At 65.1% G+C, this 21,385-nt stretch carries 19 protein-coding genes, 1 tRNA gene and 1 pseudogene; 12 read left to right on the forward strand and 9 right to left on the reverse strand.

Features of this window, described 5'->3' with window-relative positions; all coding sequences use genetic code 11:
• The 8 genes and pseudogenes from AC1DKD_RS27555 to AC1DKD_RS27590 form a co-directional block, all read right to left on the reverse strand.
• Nucleotides 1-63 (reverse strand): zinc ribbon domain-containing protein (locus tag AC1DKD_RS27555; protein ID WP_477143943.1); only part of this gene is annotated, 63 nt, incomplete at its 3' end.
• Between the two features lie 196 nt (nucleotides 64-259).
• A tRNA-Met gene (locus tag AC1DKD_RS27560) sits at nucleotides 260-335 on the reverse strand.
• 123 nt (nucleotides 336-458) lie between these two features.
• On the reverse strand, nucleotides 459-1,211 hold the full coding sequence (locus AC1DKD_RS27565; protein WP_441631264.1) for an RES family NAD+ phosphorylase: 753 nt from the start codon (nucleotides 1,209-1,211) through the stop codon (nucleotides 459-461).
• The gene (locus AC1DKD_RS27570) at nucleotides 1,171-1,560 is read right to left on the reverse strand and encodes an MbcA/ParS/Xre antitoxin family protein (protein WP_035860093.1); all 390 of its coding nucleotides are present in this window, start codon (nucleotides 1,558-1,560) and stop codon (nucleotides 1,171-1,173) included. Before AC1DKD_RS27570 ends, AC1DKD_RS27565 begins: the two co-directional genes overlap by 41 nt.
• 156 nt (nucleotides 1,561-1,716) lie before the next feature.
• Nucleotides 1,717-2,556, reverse strand: a pseudogene (boxA, locus tag AC1DKD_RS27575) (benzoyl-CoA 2,3-epoxidase subunit BoxA); the annotation flags it as partial.
• A gap of 157 nt (nucleotides 2,557-2,713) precedes the next feature.
• Entirely contained in the window at nucleotides 2,714-4,138 is a 1,425-nt protein-coding gene (gene boxB, locus AC1DKD_RS27580) for a benzoyl-CoA 2,3-epoxidase subunit BoxB (RefSeq protein WP_477143934.1), read from the reverse strand.
• A gap of 78 nt (nucleotides 4,139-4,216) precedes the next feature.
• A complete protein-coding gene (gene boxC / locus AC1DKD_RS27585) occupies nucleotides 4,217-5,782 on the reverse strand; it encodes a 2,3-epoxybenzoyl-CoA dihydrolase (protein WP_477143935.1) in 1,566 nt (521 codons plus the stop codon).
• 31 nt (nucleotides 5,783-5,813) lie between these two features.
• Nucleotides 5,814-6,752: a helix-turn-helix transcriptional regulator gene (locus AC1DKD_RS27590; protein WP_477143936.1), complete on the reverse strand. Its 939-nt coding sequence runs from the start codon at nucleotides 6,750-6,752 to the stop codon at nucleotides 5,814-5,816.
• Between the two features lie 222 nt (nucleotides 6,753-6,974).
• On the opposite strand from AC1DKD_RS27590, the gene AC1DKD_RS27595 reads away from it, so the two are divergent.
• From AC1DKD_RS27595 to AC1DKD_RS27640, 10 genes are all read left to right on the forward strand, one after another.
• Nucleotides 6,975-8,609 (forward strand): benzoate-CoA ligase family protein, encoded by a 1,635-nt coding sequence (locus tag AC1DKD_RS27595; protein ID WP_441631254.1) that lies wholly within the window; start codon nucleotides 6,975-6,977, stop codon nucleotides 8,607-8,609.
• 48 nt (nucleotides 8,610-8,657) lie between these two features.
• Nucleotides 8,658-9,473 carry an alpha/beta fold hydrolase gene (locus tag AC1DKD_RS27600; RefSeq protein WP_477143937.1) on the forward strand — a complete coding sequence of 272 codons (816 nt, stop codon included), beginning with the start codon at nucleotides 8,658-8,660 and terminating at the stop codon, nucleotides 9,471-9,473.
• Between the two features lie 145 nt (nucleotides 9,474-9,618).
• Entirely contained in the window at nucleotides 9,619-10,800 is a 1,182-nt protein-coding gene (locus AC1DKD_RS27605) for an ABC transporter substrate-binding protein (protein ID WP_045241734.1), read from the forward strand.
• A gap of 137 nt (nucleotides 10,801-10,937) precedes the next feature.
• Nucleotides 10,938-11,804, forward strand: a complete 867-nt coding sequence (locus AC1DKD_RS27610; protein WP_477143938.1) for a branched-chain amino acid ABC transporter permease — start codon at nucleotides 10,938-10,940, stop codon at nucleotides 11,802-11,804.
• Nucleotides 11,805-11,808: 4 nt separating this feature from the next.
• Nucleotides 11,809-12,834: a branched-chain amino acid ABC transporter permease gene (locus tag AC1DKD_RS27615; protein ID WP_477143939.1), complete on the forward strand. Its 1,026-nt coding sequence runs from the start codon at nucleotides 11,809-11,811 to the stop codon at nucleotides 12,832-12,834.
• Nucleotides 12,831-13,634: an ABC transporter ATP-binding protein gene (locus tag AC1DKD_RS27620; protein WP_477111173.1), complete on the forward strand. Its 804-nt coding sequence runs from the start codon at nucleotides 12,831-12,833 to the stop codon at nucleotides 13,632-13,634. Before AC1DKD_RS27615 ends, AC1DKD_RS27620 begins: the two co-directional genes overlap by 4 nt.
• Nucleotides 13,631-14,341: an ABC transporter ATP-binding protein gene (locus tag AC1DKD_RS27625; RefSeq protein WP_477143940.1), complete on the forward strand. Its 711-nt coding sequence runs from the start codon at nucleotides 13,631-13,633 to the stop codon at nucleotides 14,339-14,341. The genes AC1DKD_RS27620 and AC1DKD_RS27625 overlap by 4 nt, the downstream gene beginning before the upstream one ends.
• Before the next feature lie 306 nt (nucleotides 14,342-14,647).
• Nucleotides 14,648-16,549, forward strand: a complete 1,902-nt coding sequence (locus AC1DKD_RS27630; RefSeq protein ID WP_477143941.1) for a potassium transporter Kup — start codon at nucleotides 14,648-14,650, stop codon at nucleotides 16,547-16,549.
• A 321-nt stretch (nucleotides 16,550-16,870) separates the two neighbouring features.
• On the forward strand, nucleotides 16,871-17,116 hold the full coding sequence (locus AC1DKD_RS27635; protein WP_052686225.1) for an AbrB/MazE/SpoVT family DNA-binding domain-containing protein: 246 nt from the start codon (nucleotides 16,871-16,873) through the stop codon (nucleotides 17,114-17,116).
• A complete protein-coding gene (locus AC1DKD_RS27640) occupies nucleotides 17,116-17,538 on the forward strand; it encodes a type II toxin-antitoxin system VapC family toxin (RefSeq protein WP_441631240.1) in 423 nt (140 codons plus the stop codon). The genes AC1DKD_RS27635 and AC1DKD_RS27640 overlap by 1 nt, the downstream gene beginning before the upstream one ends.
• 139 nt (nucleotides 17,539-17,677) lie before the next feature.
• Here the strand turns inward: AC1DKD_RS27640 and AC1DKD_RS27645 are convergent, their stop codons facing one another.
• Complete coding sequence (locus tag AC1DKD_RS27645; protein ID WP_477143942.1) at nucleotides 17,678-20,047, reverse strand: Tex family protein; 2,370 nt, start codon at nucleotides 20,045-20,047, stop codon at nucleotides 17,678-17,680.
• Between the two features lie 164 nt (nucleotides 20,048-20,211).
• Between AC1DKD_RS27645 and AC1DKD_RS27650 the strand changes: the two genes are divergently transcribed.
• Both AC1DKD_RS27650 and AC1DKD_RS27655 read left to right on the forward strand, forming a co-directional pair.
• Entirely contained in the window at nucleotides 20,212-21,024 is an 813-nt protein-coding gene (locus tag AC1DKD_RS27650; RefSeq protein WP_441631236.1) for a hypothetical protein, read from the forward strand.
• A 140-nt stretch (nucleotides 21,025-21,164) separates the two neighbouring features.
• Nucleotides 21,165-21,368, forward strand: coding sequence for a DUF465 domain-containing protein (locus tag AC1DKD_RS27655; RefSeq protein WP_035860131.1), 204 nt, complete (start codon nucleotides 21,165-21,167; stop codon nucleotides 21,366-21,368).
• Nucleotides 21,369-21,385: the final 17 nt, after the last annotated feature.

Genomic DNA, 21,385 nt, shown 5'->3' on the forward strand with positions numbered 1-21,385 from the left:
GCGCGAGTCGCCTTCTGGGATGCGCAGCACGACCGCATGGCCGCAGTTCGAGCAGAATTTCATGAGAGGCGTCCGGGAGGAATGGCGAAAGTGTATCACCGCCGATGCGGGCTGCCGGGGGTGCGATGCTAGTTTGGGAAAGGTCCGCGAACGGGGTGGCGGCCATGTAGAGAATTCGTCGCGCAAAAAACAAAAAACGCCCGGAGGGGCGTTGATTTGTTCTGCGTCCGACAGCCGGTCGCGTGGGTCTGTGTGGCTTTGGTTGCGGGGGCAGGACTTGAACCTGCGACCTTCGGGTTATGAGCCCGACGAGCTGCCAACTGCTCCACCCCGCGTCCGTCGAAGAAAAAGATTGTAAGGCAATTCCTTTTGTTGCGCAACAGCTAATTGCGTAACAATGGGAAAAGGCGCAAGACCATGCCCCTGCAACGCATGCCAGCGCGATGGCGCACCGTCATTCAGTCCTTGTCCGTGCCGTCCGGGCTGCGCTGCCAGGCGCTGGCCGGGAACTGAAAACTGTCTCGCTGCAGCAGGTCGTCTCGCTGCCAGATGACACGGTCGGGACGTACCGTCAGCATCCAGGTGGTGGTCACGCGGGGGTTGGGTTCGGCGAAGGCGCGCGGCGTCAGCAGCGCGGCACAGGGGCCGTGTTCCGGGTCGCGTACCGAGGTGTAGCGGATCATGCCCAGGCCCGCCTCGCGCGCCACCCGGGCCAACGCCTGGCACGCATCGTAGCGGACGGGATCGGTCCACTGCGCCGCATCTTGCACGAAGGGCGGGGCGTCGAGCGCGATGCCGTCGGTGCGAACGCTGACCTGAAACAACGTGTGCGGGCGCGCATCGATGCGSGGCAGCGCCGGACTGTCGAGCAGGAAGCGCCAGCGCCAGTAGCCAAGCTCGGCGCAGGCGGTGCGGATATCGTCGGCGCCRTAGAACACGCCTGGATCCTGTTCGGCGCGAAAGCGCGAGCCCCACGGCGACGGGGGGTAGCGGAACGGCGTGAACAGCAGGTAATGGAGATGGCGAGCGTCGGCGGGCACGGCGGGCTTGCCGGCGTCGAGCACGGCTTCGAGCACGGCCTGTTCTTCCAGGCTGTCGACCAGCGGCATGGTCGAGACTACGTGCTGGGCCTCCACCGCGCGCCAGAGCGTGAGCGCAAAGGCCTTGCGCTCAGACGCGACCGCGGGTGGCATCCAGATAGTGAACGACACGTACCAGGCCCTCGGTTGTGCGGATCAGGTCGAGCGGTTTGCCGCCCAACGCCAGGTTTTCATTGGCAAGCCAGAGACGGGCCTGGTCGCTGTGTCCGAGGATGGCGTCGAGCGAGCGGAACAGGCGCACGAACAGCACGCCGAATTCCCATTCCTTGCGGTGCGCATCGAGCACATAGCCGCCGGATGCCATTCGGGAAACGGAGGCTGTGCTGATGCCCAGCACGTTGGCCACGCCTGCCTGGCTGATGCCGAGAAAGCCGGCGGCACGCATCACTGCCTTGGTGAGTGTGGTGCCGGGATCCGGACTGCCGGCAGGAAGATGCTCGGGGACTTGCCTTGGTTGCATCGCCTCGCTCCTGTTTCTTCAGAAACATTATAGGCGGTTCGTTTCGTAAGGGAAGTAGTAAACGACGCCGCATCTGTAGGGTTTGGTGGCTTCGGCGGCGGCAAGTTCTCCGGCAATACGATATGTGGCTGGCCAGATTGCATTGGCCTGACAGGCCTAATAAGTCTCGATGTGGAGCCGTCCCTCCGCTTTCATGCGCGCCTCCAGTTCGGCCCAGGGAAGTCCCGCATCCGCGCACGCATCCCCGAACGCGGCGAGCACGCCGTCTTCCATGCCTTTGAGACCGCAGATATAGACATGGCCGTGCGGGTCGTTCAACAGGCCGGCCACGCGCGCGCCGGCATCCCGGATAGCGTCCTGCACATAGCGGCGTGGCTGGCCGGAGTCGCGCGAGAAAGCAAAGTGGATATCCAGGAAACTCGGCGGCAGTTTCATCAGAGGGCCGAAGTAGGGCAGTTCCCGCGCATTGCGCGCGCCGAAGAACAGCATGCGCTGCCCGGCGAAATGGTCAAGGTTGCGCCGCATGCGTTCGGTCATGGCGCGCATCGGTGCCGAGCCTGTGCCGGTGCAGATCATCATCACGCTGGCTTCGCGGTGGTTCGGCATCAGGAAGGTGCTGCCGAACGGGCCGACCACGCGCACCTCGTCGCCGCGCGCGAGGTCGCACAGGAAGTTGGATGCCACGCCGCGAACCGGCCGCCCCTCGTGGTCCTGCTCGACCCGCTTTACCGTCAGCGCGATGTTGTTGTAGCCCGGCCGCTCACCATCGCGCGGGCTGGCGATCGAGTACATGCGGATATAGTGCGGCTTGCCCGCCGCGTCGGTGCCGGGCGGCACGATGCCGATAGCCTGGCCTTCCAGTACCGGGAAGAAGTGCTGCCCGAAATCCAGCACGATGTGGTGGACGTCGCTCGACGCGTCGTCGGCGGTCAGGCGGTAGTTGCCGGCGACAGCGGCCGTGGCGGGAGCACGCACGCCGTGCAGGTTGACGTAGGGAGGCAGGTGTCTTCGCAGGTGTTGCAGCGGATGCAGATTTCGGGGTCGATCAGGTGCTGCCTGATGATCTCGGGGGCGCCCATCTCTTGTCTCCTTGGCGTGCGGCGGGTCTGTTGCCGCCGCTGCGCCGAACGTTGCCGGTGGGTCAGTCGTTGCGTCAGTTGAAGCGCACGTACTCAAAGTCCATGGGCTGGCGGTTGACGCCGACCATCGGCGGCGCGATCCAGTTGGCGTACTTGCCGGGTTCGGTCACGCGGCCCATCAGCGAGGCAACGAAGGCGCGGTCTTCTTCCGTTGCCAGCCATTCACGTTCACTCGCCTGCCATTGGCCTTCGGTAAGCAATTCGCCCGCGGGCGAGACATGCACGTTGGCAAAGCTGCCGATCTTGCGGTTGAACGCCTTGTGCGGCACCGTCATGCGGAAGTCGATGCCGTGCTTTTCAATCACCTTGTTCCAGCGCGCCACGCCGCCGATGGAATCCTTGATGTAGTCGTCGCGCAGCACCTCGTTGAGCGCGTTGAGCATGGGTACCTCGCGCTCGCCCAGGCGGCCGTCCTGGATATCGAGGATGCGGTACACGTCGCCCTTGAGCACGTGGTCGTCGTTGCGCTTGCCTTCCTCGAAGCGGCCCTTGAGCCCGGCGCTGTAGAAGGTGGCGGCGTTGGACGACTGGTCCGCGCCGAACAGGTCGATCGTCACGCTGTAATGGAAGTTGAGATAGCGCTGGATGGTTTCGAGGTCGATCACGCCCGCCGCGCGGACCTCGGCCGGATCCCGGATATCGCGTTCGCGCATCACTTCGCAGGTGCGCTGGATCACGCGTGAGACGCCGGATTCGCCCACGAACATATGGTGGGCTTCCTCGGTCAGCATGAAGCGCGTGGTGCGCGCCAGCGGATCGAAACTGGATTCGGCCAGCGCGCAGAGCTGGAACTTGCCATCGCGGTCGGTGAAGTAAGTGAACATGAAAAAGGCCAGCCAGTCGGGCGTGCGCTCGTTGAAGGCGCCGAGGATACGGGGGTTGTCCTCGTCGCCGGAGCGGCGCCCGAGCAGCGCTTCGGCTTCTTCCCGCCCGTCGCGGCCGAAGTGGCGGTGCAGCAGGTAGACCATGGCCCACAAGTGGCGGCCTTCCTCCACATTGACCTGGAACAGGTTGCGCAAGTCATACAGGGAGGGGCAGGTCATGCCAAGATGGCGCTGCTGCTCGACCGAGGCTGGCTCGGTGTCGCCCTGGGTGACGATGATGCGGCGCAGGTTGGCACGGTGCTCGCCCGGCACCTCCTGCCAGGCCGCCTCGCCTTTGTGCTCGCCGAAATGGATGCGGCGCGCGGGATCGGCGGGCTGGAGGAAGATGCCCCARCGGTAGTCGGGCATCTTGACGTGATCAAAGTGCGCCCAGCCGGAAGGATCGACCGAGACCGCGGTGCGCAGGTAGACATCGTGCTGGTGCGAGCCCTCTGGCCCCATGTCGCGCCACCAGTCGAGGAAGGCAGGTTGCCAGTGCTCCAGCGCGCGCTGGAGCGCGCGGTCATCCGACAGGTTGACGTTGTTGGGGATCTTCYGGCTGTAGTCGATGCTCACGGGATGTCTCCTGGTTTTCTTTTTGTCTTCTATTTATCTTCTTTTGTCTTGTCGCGTGTTGCACTTGCGAGTGCCGGTTCAGACGCGGTCCCAGTCGAAGCGGGCCTTGTTGCCGGAGCCGAAGACTTTGAGCGCGCCGTGTTCGCCAATGGCATTGGGCCGGTTGAAGATCCAGTTTTGCCAGGCGGTGAGGCGGCCGAAGATGCGGGTCTCCATGGTTTCCGCCGGCCCGAAGCGCAGGTTCGCTTCGAGCCCGGTCAGCGCGTCCGGCGACAGGCTTGCGCGCTCTTCGATGGCGATGCGGATCTCGTCTTCCCAGTCGATGTCGTCGGGCGTGGCGGTGACCAGCGCCAGCGAGGCGGCGCTGATGGCGTCTAGCGGCGCGCCGGCATGGTCCTGCACGGCCTGGATCGCGGCCTCATCCTGGTAGAAGCGCGCGGCCAGCCGCGTCAGTCCGTTGACCATCGGGTAGCGGCCGAAGTTGGCAGCGCAGGCGAACAAGCGCGGCGCGTCGTCCGGCGCGTCGGGCAGGTGCAGCATATAGCTGCGGTCGGCAGCCAGCGCCAGTTCCAGCAAGGTGCCAGCAAAGCACGAGTCCGGTTCGATCAGCGCGAACAGSSTGCGGGAGGAAACTTCCAGGCGCGCCAGCGTGCGCCGCAGCATGCCGATGGTCTCGCGCACGAACCAGTGGCCGGCATGCGCTTCCAGCAGGGCATCGGTGGCCAGGACCTGATGCGGGTCGCCTTCGGTCTTGAGAATCCAGATGCCGATGTCGAGATGATTGGCGCGCAGCGTGAGGATGGCGTCGTCGAGCTCGCGCGCCATCTTCAGCGGCCACCAGTCGGCGCCAGCGGCGAGGATCTGGGCTAGCGTCTGCGGCTGCTGTTTGCGGGGGCCGAATACCGCTAGCGTTGCCTTGCGCGCAGCCGGGTCCAGGTGTACCTGGACGGTGTCATAGCGGTAGCCGTGCGCATCGTGGCTGCGCGACAGCGGCGTGAGCCGTACGCCCGGCTGGTCCGCGGGGCGGTCGCTGTCGGCGGCAAGCGCAAGCGCGCGCTGTTGTACGTGTTCGGCAAACCGCGCCGCTTTCACCACGGCATCGACCAGCTTCCACTCGAGTGCCCTCTGTCCGCGCACGCCCTCGGTGGTGGTGCAGAAGATGTCGGCATGGTCGCGCCGCACGCGGCGCTTGTCGGTGACGCGCGTAAGGCCGCCGGTGCCCGGCAGCACGCCGAGCAGCGGCACTTCGGGCAGGCTGACGGCCGATGAGCGGTCATCGACCAGCACGATTTCGTCGCAGGCCAGGGCAAGCTCATAGCCGCCGCCGGCGGTGGTGCCGTTGCAGGCCGCGATGAATTTCAGGCCTGAGTAGCGGCTGGCGTCCTCGATGCCGTTGCGGGTTTCGTTGGTGAACTTGCAGAAGTTCACCTTCCAGGCATGGGACGACTTGCCGAGCATGAAGATGTTGGCGCCAGAGCAGAAGATGCGTTCCTTGGCGCTGGTGAGCACCACGGTACGCACCTCGGGATGCTCGAAGCGGATGCGCTGCAGGGCATCGTGCAGTTCGATATCCACGCCGAGGTCGTAGGAGTTCAGCTTGAGCGCATAGCCGGGCCGCAGGCCGCCGTCCTCGTCGACATCCATGGACACGCCGGGCGGCAGCCAGCGCCGCCGCTCAGGTGCCCAGCACGCGGAGTTGGGCGCGCAGTGCCTGCAGGGAGGTGTTGGGATCCTGGCCGCTGGTGTCGATCGWCRCATCGGCGCGCGAGTAGAGCGGGGTGCGCGCCTGCAGGATGCGGCGCAAATCGTCCATGGCCTCCCGGTTGCCTTCCATCGGGCGCATGTCACCTTGCGCCACCACGCGCGCCATATGCTCCTCGGGCGAAGTCTTTACCCAGACCGCGTAGCAGCGCGCCAGCAGCAGGTTGAAGGTGGAGGGCTCCGAGACCAGGCTGCCAGGCGTGGCAAGCACCATGCGATCGTGCTCGCGCAGCACGCGTTCGAGTGCGCGCATCTCGTAGCGGCGGTAGGCCGCCTGTCCGTACAGCGAGTGAATCTCTGCCAGGCTGGCGCCGGCTTCCTGCTCGATGACGCCGTTCAGTTCGACAAAGGGTACTTCCATTGCCGCCGCCAGCGCCCGSCCSAGSGTGGACTTGCCCGCGCCGCGCAGCCCGATCAAGGTGATGCGGCGATGACGCAGGTCATGGGACGCCGACGGCGCCAGCGCGTAATGGCAGGCTTCGCGCACGCGCGCCAGGTCACCGGCGGGCAGTTGCGCCAGCCATTGCACCAGTTGCGAGAATTCGGAGGCCGGCTGGCCGCCGGGGGCATGCTGCGTTTCCATCTCCGCCAGCACCACCGGCAGGGGCACGTCGAGCGCGCGCGCGACCTGCCGCAGCAGCAGCACGGAAGCATTGCCGGTACCGGTTTCCAGGTTGGCGAGATAGCGCTCGGAAACCTCCGCGCCGCGAGCCAGGTCCTTGCGCGACATGCCGCGCGCAGCGCGCAGCGAGCGAATGCGCTCCCCGAGTTGCGTCAGGTAGGGATCGCGCTCGCCGGCAGGGCGGGAGTCGGAGGAGTCTGGGGCCAGCAGGGGATCTGGATCGCGGCGCATGGACGGCTTTTACGTGTCAATGAGATCCGGGAGGCATCCGGATCGGGGTTGCGATTATAAGGGACAGTACGCTCGTGTCATATAGTGCATTACTCTGCTTGCATAATAGTTGATATGCAATAAAATGCATCAACAAAAGAAAGAACAGAAGACACAACAAATACCTGACTCCGTTTCCCCATGACCAAGCTTGACCGGGGGACGGCATCGAGGAGTGGAGACATGACGCCCCCTGTTGCATCCCCGTCCCCGGTGGCCGGCGCGGGTTTGCCGCCGGCTGCCGTCGCAGTGCTGCCGGCACGGTACAACGCGGCCGCGGACCTGCTGACGCGCAACCTCACCGCCGCCCGCGCCGGCAAGCTCGCCTATGTGGACGATGCCGGCACGCTCACCTTTGCCGCGCTCGACCGGCGCAGCCGGTGTTTTGCCGCCGCGCTGCTGGCGTCCGGTGTGCGCCCGGAGGAGCGCTTGCTGCTGTGTGCCCTCGACACCATCGATTTCCCCACGGTCTTCCTCGGGTGCCTGCTGGCTGGCGTGGTACCCGTGGCCGTGAATACCCTGCTGACGGTCGACGACTACGCTTATATGCTGGAGCACAGCGGCGCGCGCGCGGTAGTGGTGTCGGCGCCGCTGGCCGCCACGATGCGCGAGGCTATCGGCAAGGCCGGCACGGATCCCGCGCTGATGCTGGCCGGCCCCGATGACGCATCCGCCGGCCCGGCGCCCAGCGTGGCCGGGATGGCAGGGCAGGGCGCGCCGCTGGAAGGCGCTGCCGCAACGCGACCGGACGACATTGCATTCTGGCTCTATTCGTCCGGCTCCACGGGGCGGCCGAAGGGCACCGTGCATACGCATGGCAACCTGTTTCATACCGCCGATCTCTATGCGCGCCAGGTGCTCGGCCTGCGTGAAGACGATGTGGTTTTTTCCGCGGCGAAGCTGTTCTTTGCCTATGGCCTAGGCAACGCGCTGACGTTCCCGCTCGCTGTTGGCGCCACCACGGTGCTGATGGCCGAGCGCCCCACGCCGCAGGCTGTTTTCCGGCGCCTGCGCGAGCACCGGCCCACGGTTTTCTGCGGCGTGCCGACGCTTTACGCAGGCATGCTGGCCGCAAGCGACCTGCCCGCGCGGGCGGACGTCGCACTGCGGCTTTGCACCTCGGCGGGAGAAGCGCTGCCCAAGGATATGGGCGATCGTTTCCAGGCGCATTTTGGTTGCGACATCCTTGATGGGATCGGCTCCACGGAGATGCTGCACATCTTTCTCTCGAACCGTCCCGGCGACGTGCGCTACGGCACCACCGGCAAGCCGGTGCCCGGTTATGCGCTGAAGCTGCTCGACGAAGCGGGTCAGCCGTGCGCGCCGGGCGAGATCGGCGACCTCTTTATCAAGGGGCCGAGCGCCGCGCTGATGTACTGGGGGAACCGCGACAAGAGCCGCGACACCTTCGTTGGCGAATGGACCCGCAGTGGCGATAAATACCTGCAGGATGCGGACGGCTATTTCATCTACGCCGGGCGCAGCGACGACATGCTCAAGGTGGGCGGCATCTATGTCTCGCCATTCGAGGTGGAGGCGGTGCTGGCGCAGCACCCGGCCGTGCTGGAGGCCGCGGTGATCGGCGTGACCGATGCCGACGGGCTGGTCAAGCCCAAGGGCTTCGTGGTGATGCGCCCCGGCCACTCGTGGCATGAGGACATGGCGGCGGAGTTGCAGGTCTTTGTCAAGTCGCGGCTGGCKCCCTACAAATATCCGCGCCAGATCGARTGCGTGGCCGAGTTGCCSAAGACSGCCACSGGCAAGATCCAGCGTTTCCGCCTGCGCCAGCGCGAGGAAGCTGCGCAGGCCGGGGGCTGAGAATCAAAGTCCAAGGCAAGAAACAAAGACATAGGCAAAGGCAAAAGCATGCAAAGCGAGTTGGTGGAAATTCCTTTCGACGGCCGCCGTATCCAGGTGGAAGTGCAGTGGCTGCGCCCGGACCGGCAGGAGCGCCCGCTGGTGGTCTTCCTGCATGAAGGGCTGGGTTCAATCAGCATGTGGCGCGACTATCCGGCCGCCCTGTGCGAGGCCGGCGATTTTCGCGGGCTGGTGCTGTCGCGCTATGGCTATGGCCGCTCCACGCCGCGTCCCGCGGAGGAAAAGTGGGGCGTCGACTTCATGCACCGGCAAGCGAGCGAGGCCTTGCCGGCGCTGTTTGATGCACTTCAGATCGGGCCCGGCCGCAGCCGCGGCATGCCCTGGCTGTTCGGTCACAGCGACGGCGGCTCGATCGCCCTGATCTACGCCGGCAGCTTCCCGCAGGCAGTCGACGGGATCACCGTGCTGGCGCCTCACATCATGGTCGAGGACGTGTCGGTGAACAGCATCCGGGCCACCCGCGAAACCTACCTGCAGACCGRTCTGCGCAGCAAGCTGGCACGCCATCATGCCGACGTGGATTCGGCCTTCTGGGGCTGGAACGACATCTGGCTCGATCCCGCCTTCCGCGCCTTCGATCTGCGGCCCTTGCTGCCGCAATTGCGTTGCCCTGTGCTCGCCGTGCAAGGCGAAGACGACGAATACGGCACCATGGCACAGATTGAGGGTATCCATCGATATGCGCCACAAACCGTCCTGCTTAAACTCCCGCGATGCGGCCACTCGCCGCACCGCGACCAGCCAGGGCCGTTGACGGATGCGGCGGTCCGGTTTATAACGGCGCATACTTCATACCTAAAATAATTTCGCGCCCCCTGCACGTTAGCCTGCATTTCCAGCGATTCCGGCAGTTCGCGAAGTCCGCGATTGCCGCGAGTCGCCCGGAAGCCCGCAGGCCGGCGATGCCGGCCCAGGCGACGGAAGTCGGCTTGACCACCAGGAGACATCCATGCATCGCTTCACATCGCGCGGGCTGGCGCCCGCATGCCTTGCCATTGCTGCATCCTTCGCCTTCGCCGCGGGCGCCAGCGCCCAAGGCACCGGCAAGATCAAGGTTGGCTTCATGCTGCCCTACACGGGTACTTACGCCTCCCTCGGCAATGCCATCGAGAATGGCTTCAAGATGTACGTGCAGGAGCAGGGCGGCAAGCTGGGCGGGCGTGAGATCGAGTACTTCAAGGTGGACGACGAGTCCGATCCCGCCAAGGCGCCGGAGAACGCTACCAAGCTGATCAAGCGCGACCAGGTCGATGTGGTGGTAGGCACGGTACACTCCGGCGTGCAGATGGGCATCGTCAAGGTAGCCAAGGAAAACAACACGCTGCTGATCATTCCCAATGCGGGCGTGGACGAAGCCACAGGCCCGCTGTGCGGCCCCAATATCTTCCGTTCTTCGTTCTCCAACTGGCAGCCGGGCTATGCCATGGGCCACGTGCTGGCCGAACGCGGCATGAAGAAGGTGGTCACGCTGACCTGGAAGTACGCGGCCGGGGAGCAGTCGGTCAAGGGCTTCAAGGAGGCCTTCGAAGCCAAGGGCGGCAAGGTGGTGAAAGAACTGAGCCTGCCGTTCCCCAACGTCGAGTTCCAGGCGCTGATCACCGAGGTGGCGTCGATCAAGCCCGATGCGGTGTTCGTCTTCTTTGCCGGCGGCGGCGCCGTGAAGTTCGTCAAGGACTGGGCCGCGGCGGGCCTCAAGGACAAGATCCCGCTCTACGCCTCGGGTTTCCTTACCGACGGCACGCTGGAAGCGCAGGGCAATGCGGCGCAAGGCCTGGAAACCACGCTGCACTATGCCGATGGCCTGTCCAACGCGCGCGACAAGGGCTTCCGCCTGGAGTACGCCAAAACCTACAAGCTGCAGCCGGACGTGTACGCCGTGCAAGGCTACGACGCCGCCCAGCTGCTGGCCGCCGGCGCCGGCGCGGTGAAGGGCGACATGACCAAGAAGGCCGAGGTCATCAAGGCGATGGAGCAGACCAAGGTCGACAGCCCGCGCGGCGCCTTTACGCTGTCGAAGGCGCACAATCCGGTGCAGGATTTCTACCTGCGCAAGGTGGACGGCCGCGAGAACAAGGTCGGCGCGATTGCCGTAAAGGGGCTGGCCGATCCGGCGCGCGGCTGCCGTCTCTGAACGGTTGAATGCTGTGGCCCGGCGCCGCTCCCGCGGCACCGGGCAGAAGTCCGGCCCGCCATGCCGTGTCCCGTCCGGGCCGGTAGCGGCGGAGCCGCATACCGCAACCGAGTTGCCGCTTTGCCGCATGGATATCCATGGATATCGTTTCCTTCTTCATACAGTGCCTTAACAGCATCCAGTACGGTTTGCTGCTCTTCCTCGTGGCGAGCGGCCTGACCCTGATCTTCGGCATCATGGGCGTGATCAACCTTGCCCATGGCAGCTTCTACATGCTGGGTGCCTACCTGGCCTTCACCCTGGCCGGGCTGACCGGCAACCTGTTGATCGCCATCCCGCTGGGCATCGTGCTGGCGGTGGCATTCGGCTATGTGCTGGAGTGGGTGTTTTTCAGCTACCTCTACGAGCGCGAGCATCTGCAGCAAGTGCTGATGACCTACGGCCTGATCCTGGTGTTCGAAGAGATGCGCAGCATCCTGGTGGACGACGACGTGCACGGCGTGACGGTGCCGGCGATGCTCGACTGGGYGCTGCCGATCGGCAACGACATGACCTATCCGGTCTATCGCCTGTTTATCTCGGCGATTTGCCTGCTGGTGGCCGCGGCCATGTACCTGGTGATCCGCCGCACGCGGCTGGGCATGATGATCCGCGCCGGTGCGACCAACCGCGAGATGGTGCAGTCGCTGGGCATTAACGTCACGGTGCTGTACCGCTTCGTGTTCGCCCTCGGGGTGGCGCTGGCGGTGCTGGCCGGCATGATCGCCGCACCGGTGTCCTCGGTCTATCCCGGCATGGGCGGCCAGGTGCTGATCGTGTGCTTCGTGGTGGTGGTGATCGGCGGCATCGGCTCGGTCAAGGGGGCCATGGTGGCCTCGCTGCTGCTGGGCTTTGTCGACACATTCGGCAAGGTGTTCTGGCAGGAGGCCTCCGGCGTGCTGATCTACCTGTTGATGGCACTCATCCTGCTCTGGAAACCCCAGGGCTTGTTCAAGGCGGGGTAAGGATATGCCGAGCGATATCAACGCACTGGACCGTCCGCTGCGCGCGCGTGGCGGGTCCGCGCACTTGCTGGGCGGCCTGGGRTGGCTGGCGGCCTTTGCCGTGCTGGCGGTGCTGCCGCTGCTGCTGAATGCGGACGGGCAACGTTTCTATATCGAGTTGCTCAGCAAGGTCATGATCATGGCCATCTTCGCGCTGTCGCTCCAATTGCTGATCGGCTACAGCGGGCTGGTCAGCCTGGGTCACGCCGCCTATTTCGCCATGGCCGCCTATGCCACCGCGATGATGGCGCCGCAGGCCGGGCCGGGCAATGGCTGGCTCTTGCTGCTGGGCGCGCTTGGCGCGGCGGCGCTGCTGGCGCTAGTGGTGGGCGCGCTGGTGCTGCGCACGCGCGGCATCTATTTCATCATGGTCACGCTCGCCTTCGCCCAGATGGTGTACTTCGTGTTCCACGACACCAAGATCGCAGGCGGCAGCGACGGCACCTATATCTATTTCCGGCCCGAGTTCGGCTTGTTGGGGGCGCGGCCGTTCGATGTCAACGACGTCACGCATTTCTACTGGCTGGTGCTCGGCGCGCTGGCGCTGACGGTGGCCGGCCTGGCGGTGGTGCTGCGCTCGCGCTTCGGCCATGCGCTGGTGGGCATCAAGCATAACGAGCAGCGCATGCGCGCCGCCGGCTACGCCACCTACCGCTATCAGCTCGGCGCCTTCGTGGTGGCCGGCACGTTTGCCGGCCTGGCGGGCTATCTGTATGCCATCCAGTATGGCTTCGTCAATCCGGAGATCGCATCCTGGCACCAGTCCGGCAACGCCATGCTGATGGTGATTCTGGGCGGCGCGGGAAGCCTGGCCGGGGCGGTGCTGGGCGCSTTYTCSTTCGTGYTGCTSGCSGAATGGTTCAGCACGCTGACSAAGCACTGGCAACTGCTGATGGGCGGYTTCRTCATCGTGGCGGTGGCSTTGCTGCCACATGGACTGGTCAGCCTGGCGCGCGGGGTTGCGCGCCGGCGCCAAGGGGGATCCCGATGAATGCACCTGTCTTGTCGGCCCGCAAGCTGACCCGCCGCTTCGGTGGCCTCACGGCGGTGGGCGACGTGGATATCGACCTCGCCTTGCATGAGATCCACGCGGTGATCGGCACCAATGGCGCGGGCAAGTCGACGCTGATCAATATGCTGTCGGGCGAACTGCCGCCTTCGTCGGGCAGGCTGGAACTGCAGGGGCGCGACGTGACCGGCTGGTCGCAGCCGCGCCTGGCGCGCGAAGGCGTTGGCCGCAGCTACCAGCGCAACAATATCTTCCTGCCGCTGACGGTGCGCGAGAACTGCCGGCTGGCGGCCCAGTCGCGCGCGCAGCGGGCCTGGCGGCTGTGGGAAGACGCGCAGCGCTGCCGCACCAGCCGCGCGCTGGGCGACGAGGCGCTGGAGTGCGCTGGCCTGGCGGGTTGTGCCGATACCATCGCCACGGCCTTGTCGCATGGCCAGAAGCGTCAGCTCGAGGTCGCCATGTGCCTGGCCACCCAACCTACCGTGCTGCTGYTGGATGAGCCGCTGGCGGGCATGGGCGCGGAGGAGTCGGCGCGCATGCTGGCCCTGTTGCGCTCGCTGCGCGATGGCCATGCGGTATTGCTGGTCGAGCACGACATGGAGGCGGTCTTCTCGGTCGCCGACCGTATCACTGTGATGGTCAACGGCGCCGTTATCGCCTCGGGCGAACCGGACGCGATCCGCGTCAACCGCGAAGTCCAGCAGGCTTATCTTGGCGAAGAGGGCGAGGAGGGGGTGGCGACCCCCGTGCAAGCGGCGCCACGCAGGGAGCAAGCGGCATGAGCGCGATGATTCAAGCGAGCGGCGTGCACGCCTGGTATGGCAGCAGCCATGTCCTGCGCGGGGTCGATTTCAGCGTTGGCGCGGGCGAGACCGTGGGATTGCTTGGGCGCAACGGCATGGGCAAGAGCACGTTGCTGCGCACCTTGCTGGGCCATGTGCGGCAGCGCGAGGGAACCATTCTTGCCGCCGGGCGCGACGTTTCGCGCGCGCAGCCCTATGAGGTGGCGCGCCTGGGAGTGGCCTATGTGCCCGAAGGGCGTGGGATTTTCCCCAACCTCTCCGTGCGCGAGAACCTTGTGATGGCGGCGCGCAAGGGCCCGTCAGGACGGCTGGACTGGGACGAAGCAAGGGTGCTGGATCTCTTTCCGCGTCTCAAGGAGCGCCTTGGCCATGGCGGGCAACAGCTTTCCGGCGGCGAGCAGCAGATGCTGTCGATCGGGCGCGCCCTGATGACGAATCCCGATTGCCTGATCCTGGACGAGGCGACCGAAGGCCTGGCGCCGCGTATCGTCGCCGAGATCTGRCAGGTCATCGCCACCGTGCGCGCCACCGGCATTGCCTCCGTGGTGGTGGACCGCAACTACCGCACGGTACTGGCTAATGCCGACCGCGTGGTGGTGCTGGAGAAGGGCGCGGTTGTCATGAACGGTCCCGCCGCGGAACTGGCGGTGCAACCGGGCCTGCTGGATCGCTATTTAGGTGTCTAATTGTGCCTAAATCGACACAAATTGTGGTGGTGTAGCAACGGCAAGACGCATGCATGGCTCCGCCAGGTTTGTGGTTCAAGGCGCGCAAAGCGCTTGACCGGCCGGGACTTCCCTCTCATGCTTGACGCGTCATCAGCATATGGCGGGTTTCCAGGCGGGACGCTCCCAGTGGTCGCCACCCGGCACTTCATCTAGAATGGCGCGCGTTTGTGCAATGCAATAGCGGCGCGTTGCCGTTGCGCCCGATCAGGCGCACGCGCCGTGTGCCGAGGGCGTTGCGCGAGCCCTTCAACCAGACCTCTATCCATGACCCAGCCCGCAACCACCAGTCATTATTTTGTAGAAAGTCCCAGCAGGCGCGCGCTGGTGATCGGGGCAATCGGTGTCGTCTTCGGCGATATCGGTACCAGTCCGTTGTATGCGTTGAAGGAGTGCTTCAGTAGCGAGCATGGCATTCCCTTCAGCGACGCGGCCGTGATGGGCATCATTTCCATGCTGTTCTGGGCGATGATCATCGTGGTGTCGCTCAAGTACGTGATGTTCGTCATGCGGGCCGACAACGACGGCGAGGGCGGCATCCTGGCCCTGATGGCGCTGGCGCTGCGCACCGCCGCGCCGCGTTCGCGGATGGCGAAACTGCTGATGATGTTCGGCATCTTCGGCGCCTGCATGTTCTATGGCGACGCGGTGATCACGCCCGCGATCTCGGTGCTGTCCGCCGTCGAGGGCCTGGAAATCGCCGCGCCCGGGCTTTCTCACTTTGTCATACCGATCACCCTGGTGATCCTTGTGGCCCTTTTCATGATCCAGCGCAGCGGCACCGCCGCGGTGGGCAAGCTGTTCGGGCCGATCATGATGGTGTGGTTCGTGGCGCTCGGCGCGCTGGGCGTGTATCACATGGTGCATGCGCCCGGGATGCTGATGGCGGTGAATCCGTACTATGGGGTCATTTTCCTGATGGAGCATTCGCTGCAGGCCTTTGTGGTGCTCGGCTCGGTGTTCCTGGTGCTGACCGGCGCGGAAGCGCTCTATGCCGATATGGGCCACTTCGGCATCCGTCCGATCCGCATGGGCTGGTTCGCGGTGGTGATGCCGTGCCTGATGCTCAACTATTTCGGCCAGGGCGCCATGCTGCTGCAGAATCCCGAAGCCATCAGCAACCCGTTTTACCTGATGGTGCCGCAGCCTTTGCTGATCCCCATGGTGCTGCTGGCCACCTGCGCGACGGTGATTGCCTCGCAGGCGGTGATCTCGGGTGCCTTCTCGCTGACCAGCCAGGCCATCCAGCTTGGCTTCGTGCCGCGCATGCGCATCCGCTATACCTCGGACGCGGAAATCGGCCAGATCTACCTGCCGGTCATCAACTGGCTTCTGCTGGTGCTGGTGGTGATCGTGGTGGTGGCCTTCAAGAAGTCCGACAATCTGGCGGCTGCCTACGGCATCGCGGTGACCACCACCATGGTGATCACTACTTTCCTCGCCGCCGTGGTCATGCGCAATGTGTGGAAATGGAACCCGGTGCTGGTGACGCTGATCGGCCTGACGTTCCTGCTGGTCGACCTGGCCTTCTTCTCCGCCAACCTGCTGAAGATCGCCGAGGGCGGCTGGTTCCCGCTGCTGATGGGCGGCAGCGCCTTCTTCCTGCTGATGACCTGGCACAGCGGCCGCAAGCTGCTGCGCGCGCGCAGCCTGGAGGATGGCATTCCGCTCGAACCCTTCATCGGCGGCCTGCTGGCTCACCCACCGCACCGGGTCGAAGGGACGGCCGTCTTCCTGACCGGCAATACGGAGTCGGTGCCGGTCTCGCTGCTGCACAACCTCAAGCACAACCGCGTGCTGCATGAACGCGTGGTGTTCCTGAGCTTTGTGACGCGCGACGTGCCCTACGTGGACGACGATCATCGCCTCACGTGCAAGGACCTTGGCGGCGGCGTGTTTATCCTCAAGTCAGAATACGGCTTCAAGGAAACACCGGACGTGCAGCGGGTGCTGGACCTGGCCCAGCGCAAGCTCAATATGCAGTTCGAGTTGATGGAGACGTCGTTCTTCATCGCACGCGAGTCGGTCATTCCTTCAAAGCTGCCGGGCATGTCGATGTGGCGCGAGAGCTTGTTCGCCTGGATGCATCAGAACGGCGCCAAGCCTTCGGATTTCTTCCAGATCCCAGCCAACCGGGTGGTGGAGCTTGGTACCAAGGTGGAGATCTGACGGCAGATTTGAGGGCTCGCATGCGCTGACGAGCCACCGCCGTGCAAACTGAATGTTTGATGCCCTATGGCTACAAGATCCGTCAATTCCTGGATCTTGTAGCCATAGGGCATCTTTTTTTGGTTTGATGTCTGTTGTTCACGACCCACCGGGTGGCGGTTGGCTAGTCTGTGCGCGGGACCGGCCTCCGCACGTTTCGGATGGCCTGGGTGCTTCTGCCGCATCGGTAGCCGGCGCACGTTTGCTCCTGGCTACAGGTTGCCCCGGAATCAGCGATGCGCTAGTATGTATATACGTTAATGTATATCAAAGGGGGCGACGGTGAACCTGCAAATCGCGAAATGGGGCAATAGCCTCGCGCTACGTATCCCCGCTGATTACGTTCGCCACGCTGGTCTCAAGGAGGGCGACCAAGTGCAGGCCAACCTGACCGTGGATGGCGGTATAAGCATTCGTGCGGCCAAATGGGACCGGAAGGCTTTCGCGCAAGAACTGGAGTCGACTCGCGAGGCGATGCCGATGACGGAATCGGTCATGAAGGAGTTGCGGCACGGGGCGCGCTACTGATGGTGTACGTTGACACGAGTGTACTGGTGGCGCTCTGCGTGAATGAGCCAATGAGTCCCGCTGTTTCGCAGTGGTACGCGGCGTGTACCGAAGAAATGGCCTCTGCCGCGTGGTGTGTTACCGAATTCGCGAGCGCCCTTGGCATCAAGCAGCGGACAAAACAACTGTCGGTCGAACAGGGGGCATCTGCATGGCAGGCATTCGAACGCCTGTGTGCTGGCGACCTACAGTTACTGCCAGTCGAACCGCAGACATTCCATCGCGCTGCAGTGCTAACCCTGGATGCGTCCGCGGGGCTCCGTGCGGGCGATGCGCTGCACCTTGCCTCTGCGCTGGATGCCAAGGCTAAGACCATGGCGACGCTCGATGACGTGCTGGCCCGCAATGCGAAGCGAATGAAGATTAATCCGCTCGCGTTTTGAGCGCCGCCTGGCGGGGGCTCCTTATCGCCTACCTCGCAGATTCACATCTCCAAGGCGTAACTCCGTCATAATGCCGCACACGCGACAAAAGAAGCCCCTGTGCATGGCACAGGGGCTTTTATCCACGGGCGCCTGACGCTCAGCGCTTGAGCTTGGCGAACGCCGCCGCCATCGCGCCGRACGGCTCCGCTTCGCGGCGCTGGCCGCCGAAGCCCTTGCCCTGGCCGGGGCGCTGTCCCTGTCCCTGGCGCGGCCCGTTGCCGCGGTCCGATTGTCCCGCGCGGACCGGGCCCTGGCCGGGCTCGTCGTCCAGGCGCATGGTCAGGCCGATACGATTGCGCTTGACGTCCACCTCCATCACCTTGACCTTGACGATCTGGCCGGCCTTGACCGCCTCGTGCGCGTCCTTGATGAACTTGGTGGAGAGGGCGGAGATGTGGACCAGGCCGTCCTGATGCACGCCGATATCGACGAATGCGCCAAAGGCTGCGACGTTGGTGACCACGCCTTCGAGCACCATGCCGGGTTGCAGGTCCTTGATGTCCTCCACGCCGTCCTGGAACGTCGCGGTCTTGAACTCGGGACGCGGGTCGCGGCCGGGCTTCTCCAGTTCGGAGAGAATGTCGCGCACCGTCGGCAGGCCGAAGGTCTCGTCGGTGAAGGTCGTCGGCGACAGGCCGCGCAGCGCGTCGCGGTTGCCCATCACGTCGGGCAGGCCCTTCTTGATATGGTCGAGGATGCGCTTGACCACGGGGTAGGCCTCCGGGTGCACCGAGGAGCGGTCCAGCGGATTGTCGCCATCATTGACGCGCAGGAAGCCGGCGGCTTGTTCGAATGTCTTGTCGCCCAGGCGCGGCACCTTTTTCAGCGCATCGCGGTTGGCGAACGCGCCGTTGGCATCGCGGTACTCGACGATATTGCGCGCGAGCACGGTGTTCAGGCCCGATACGCGCGCCAGCAGCGGGGCCGAGGCGGTATTCACGTCCACGCCCACGGCATTCACGCAATCCTCCACCACGGCGTCCAGCGCGCGCGCCAGTTCGCGCTGGTTCACGTCATGCTGGTACTGGCCCACGCCGATCGACTTCGGGTCGATCTTGACCAGCTCGGCGAGCGGATCCTGCAAACGGCGCGCGATCGAAACCGCACCGCGGATCGACACGTCCAGATCGGGGAATTCCTTGGCCGCCAGTTCCGATGCGGAGTACACCGAGGCGCCGGCTTCGCTGACCACGATCTTGGTCAGCTTGGCCTCGGGCAGCTGTTTCATCAGGTCCTGCACCAGCTTGTCGGTCTCGCGGCTGGCCGTGCCGTTGCCGATCGAGACCAGCATCACATTGTGCTGCTTGGCCATGCGCGCCAGCGTGGCGAGCGAGCCGTTCCAGTCGCGGCGCGGCTCGTGCGGGTAGATGGTGGCGGTGTCGATGAGCTTGCCGGTGGTGTCGACCACGGCCACCTTGCAGCCCGTGCGGATGCCCGGGTCGATGCCCATCACCGACTTCGGACCGGCCGGCGCGGCCAGCAGCAGTTCGTGCAGGTTGCGGCCGAACACCTTGATGGCTTCGCTCTCTGCGGTTTCGCGCAGTTGCGTMAGCAGCTCGGTCTCGAGGTGCGGCTGCACCTTGACGCGCCAGCACCAGCGGCACACGTCGGCCAGCCACTTGTCGGCGGGACGGTTCTGGTTCTGGATGCCGACGTGGCGGGCAACCATGCCTTCGCACGGGTGCGGCACCATGGCGTCCTGTTCCTCGCCCAGGCCGAGCTTGACCATCAGCACGCCCGCATTGCGGCCGCGGAACAGCGCCAGCGCGCGGTGCGACGGAATGGTGCGGATGGTCTCGCTGTATTCGTAGTAGTCGCGGAATTTCTCTTCCTCCGCGCCTTCCTTGCCTTCCATCACGGACGAACTCACCATGCCGTTGTTCCACAGGTGCTCGCGCACCTTGCCGAGCAGTTCGGCGGTTTCGCCGAATTGCTCCGACAGGATGTCGCGTGCGCCGTCGAGTGCGGCCTTGACGTCGGGCACGCCGCCATCGGCGGTGGGATTGCCGTTGACATACCTGGCGGCCTCGGTCTGCGGGTCCAGCGTGGGATCGGCCAGCAGGGCAAGGGCCAGCGGCTCGAGCCCGCACTCGCGCGCGATCTGGGCACGGGTGCGGCGCTTGGGCTTGTAGGGCAGGTACAGATCTTCCAGGGCCTGCTTGGTCTCGGCGCCTTCGACGGCCGCGCGCAGTTCGGGCGTCAGCTTGCCTTGCTCCTCGATGGAAGCGAGGATGGTGGCGCGGCGCTCTTCCATCTCGCGCAGGTAAAGCAGGCGCTCTTCCAGGTTACGCAGATGCGTGTCGTCCAGGTTGCCGGTGACCTCCTTGCGGTAGCGCGCAATGAAAGGCACGGTCGCGCCTTCGTCGAGCAGTTCCACGGCCGCGGCCACCTGGCGGGGTTGGACGGAGAGTTCGGCCGCGATGAGCGACACGATCTTTTGCATGACGGAAGCTGGCAGATTGGACATCAGGAAAACAGTCGGTCGAAAGCGGGGCATTTTGCCACAAGCTTGCCGCGGCGCGGCGCGGTGTTCAGGGCAGGGCACAGCCGGCGTTCCGGCGGAGGCTGGCCAGGCATCAATAAGCCGCCGTGCCCTGGGGCAAGAGGCGGGGCGGATGTTAGAATCCGGGCATGATCGTCAAGCCACATCCGGCCCCACTCGCGGCCGCGTTATCCGACTGCTCCGCCACCCCGGCCAAGGCCCGCTCTCTGTCCGCGCAGCTGCGGCTTGCCTTGCTGTGCGCCGGCCTGGCGGTGTTGCTCATGCCAATGCGCGGCCATGCGCAGGCGGCCCCGGGCGCTGCGCAGGCCCCTGCCCAGGCAACTGAGGCGCAAGCGCCGCAGCCGCCGTCGCGGGATTTCGCCGCGGAGCGCAAGGCCATCGTCGATTCGCGTGCCTGGACCGATTATCGCTACGGCAAGGCGGAGCACGATTGCTACAACAGTTTTTTTGTTACGCACTGCATCGACAAGGCCAAGGATGTGCGCCGCGGGGAACTGCAGGTGCTGCGCAAGCGGGAACTGGAGGTTGGAGAAGCGGAGCGCGCCTTCAAGGCGGTCGAGCGCGACCAGGCTCAGGCCATCAAGCGTGCCGAGTACGAAGCCGGCCAGCCTGCCCGCGAAGCCAATGAACGCGCCAGCCGCGAGAGTTTCGAGCGCAAGCAGCAGGAACAGCAACTGCGCGATGCGCAGCATCAGGCCGATGCTCCGCAGCGTGCCGCCAATGCCGAGGCTTACAACAAGAAGCAGGCTGACTTCGATGCGCGCATCAAGGCAGCGCAAGAGCAGGGCGCGCAGCAGGCCAGGCAGCGGCAGGAAAATGTAAAGGCGTTCGAGGCGAAGCAGCGCGAAGCCGAACAACGGCAAAAAGACGTCGACGAGCGCCGCGCCAAGGCCAAGGAACAGCAGGGGCAGGCCACGACGCCGCGTCCCTTCGGTTTCTGAGCGGTGCGAGCCGCGCCCACAGCCGGGGGCAATACCGGCGACAATGGCCGGTGCAAGACGACGCGACGCGCCACGCGGTGCCAGCGTCGGAAGCCATACCGGCCCGCCGGCGCCAGCGCCGGCTTTGATCGGGGGAGCCCATGGACCGCAACCTGAATACCTTATCGCGGCAGATCATGGAGTTGCAGATCGAACACCGCGATCTCGATTACCTGATTGACCGCATGGCGGCTGACGCCACGCATGACGAGCTGCAGCTGCGGCGCCTGAAAAAGCGCCGCCTCAAGCTCAAGGATGCGATTACCTTGCTCCAGCTTCAGCTCGAGCCGGACGTGCCCGCCTGATTCCCCTTGTCCACGGG

Source organism: Cupriavidus sp. 05T313 (assembly GCF_056396665.1).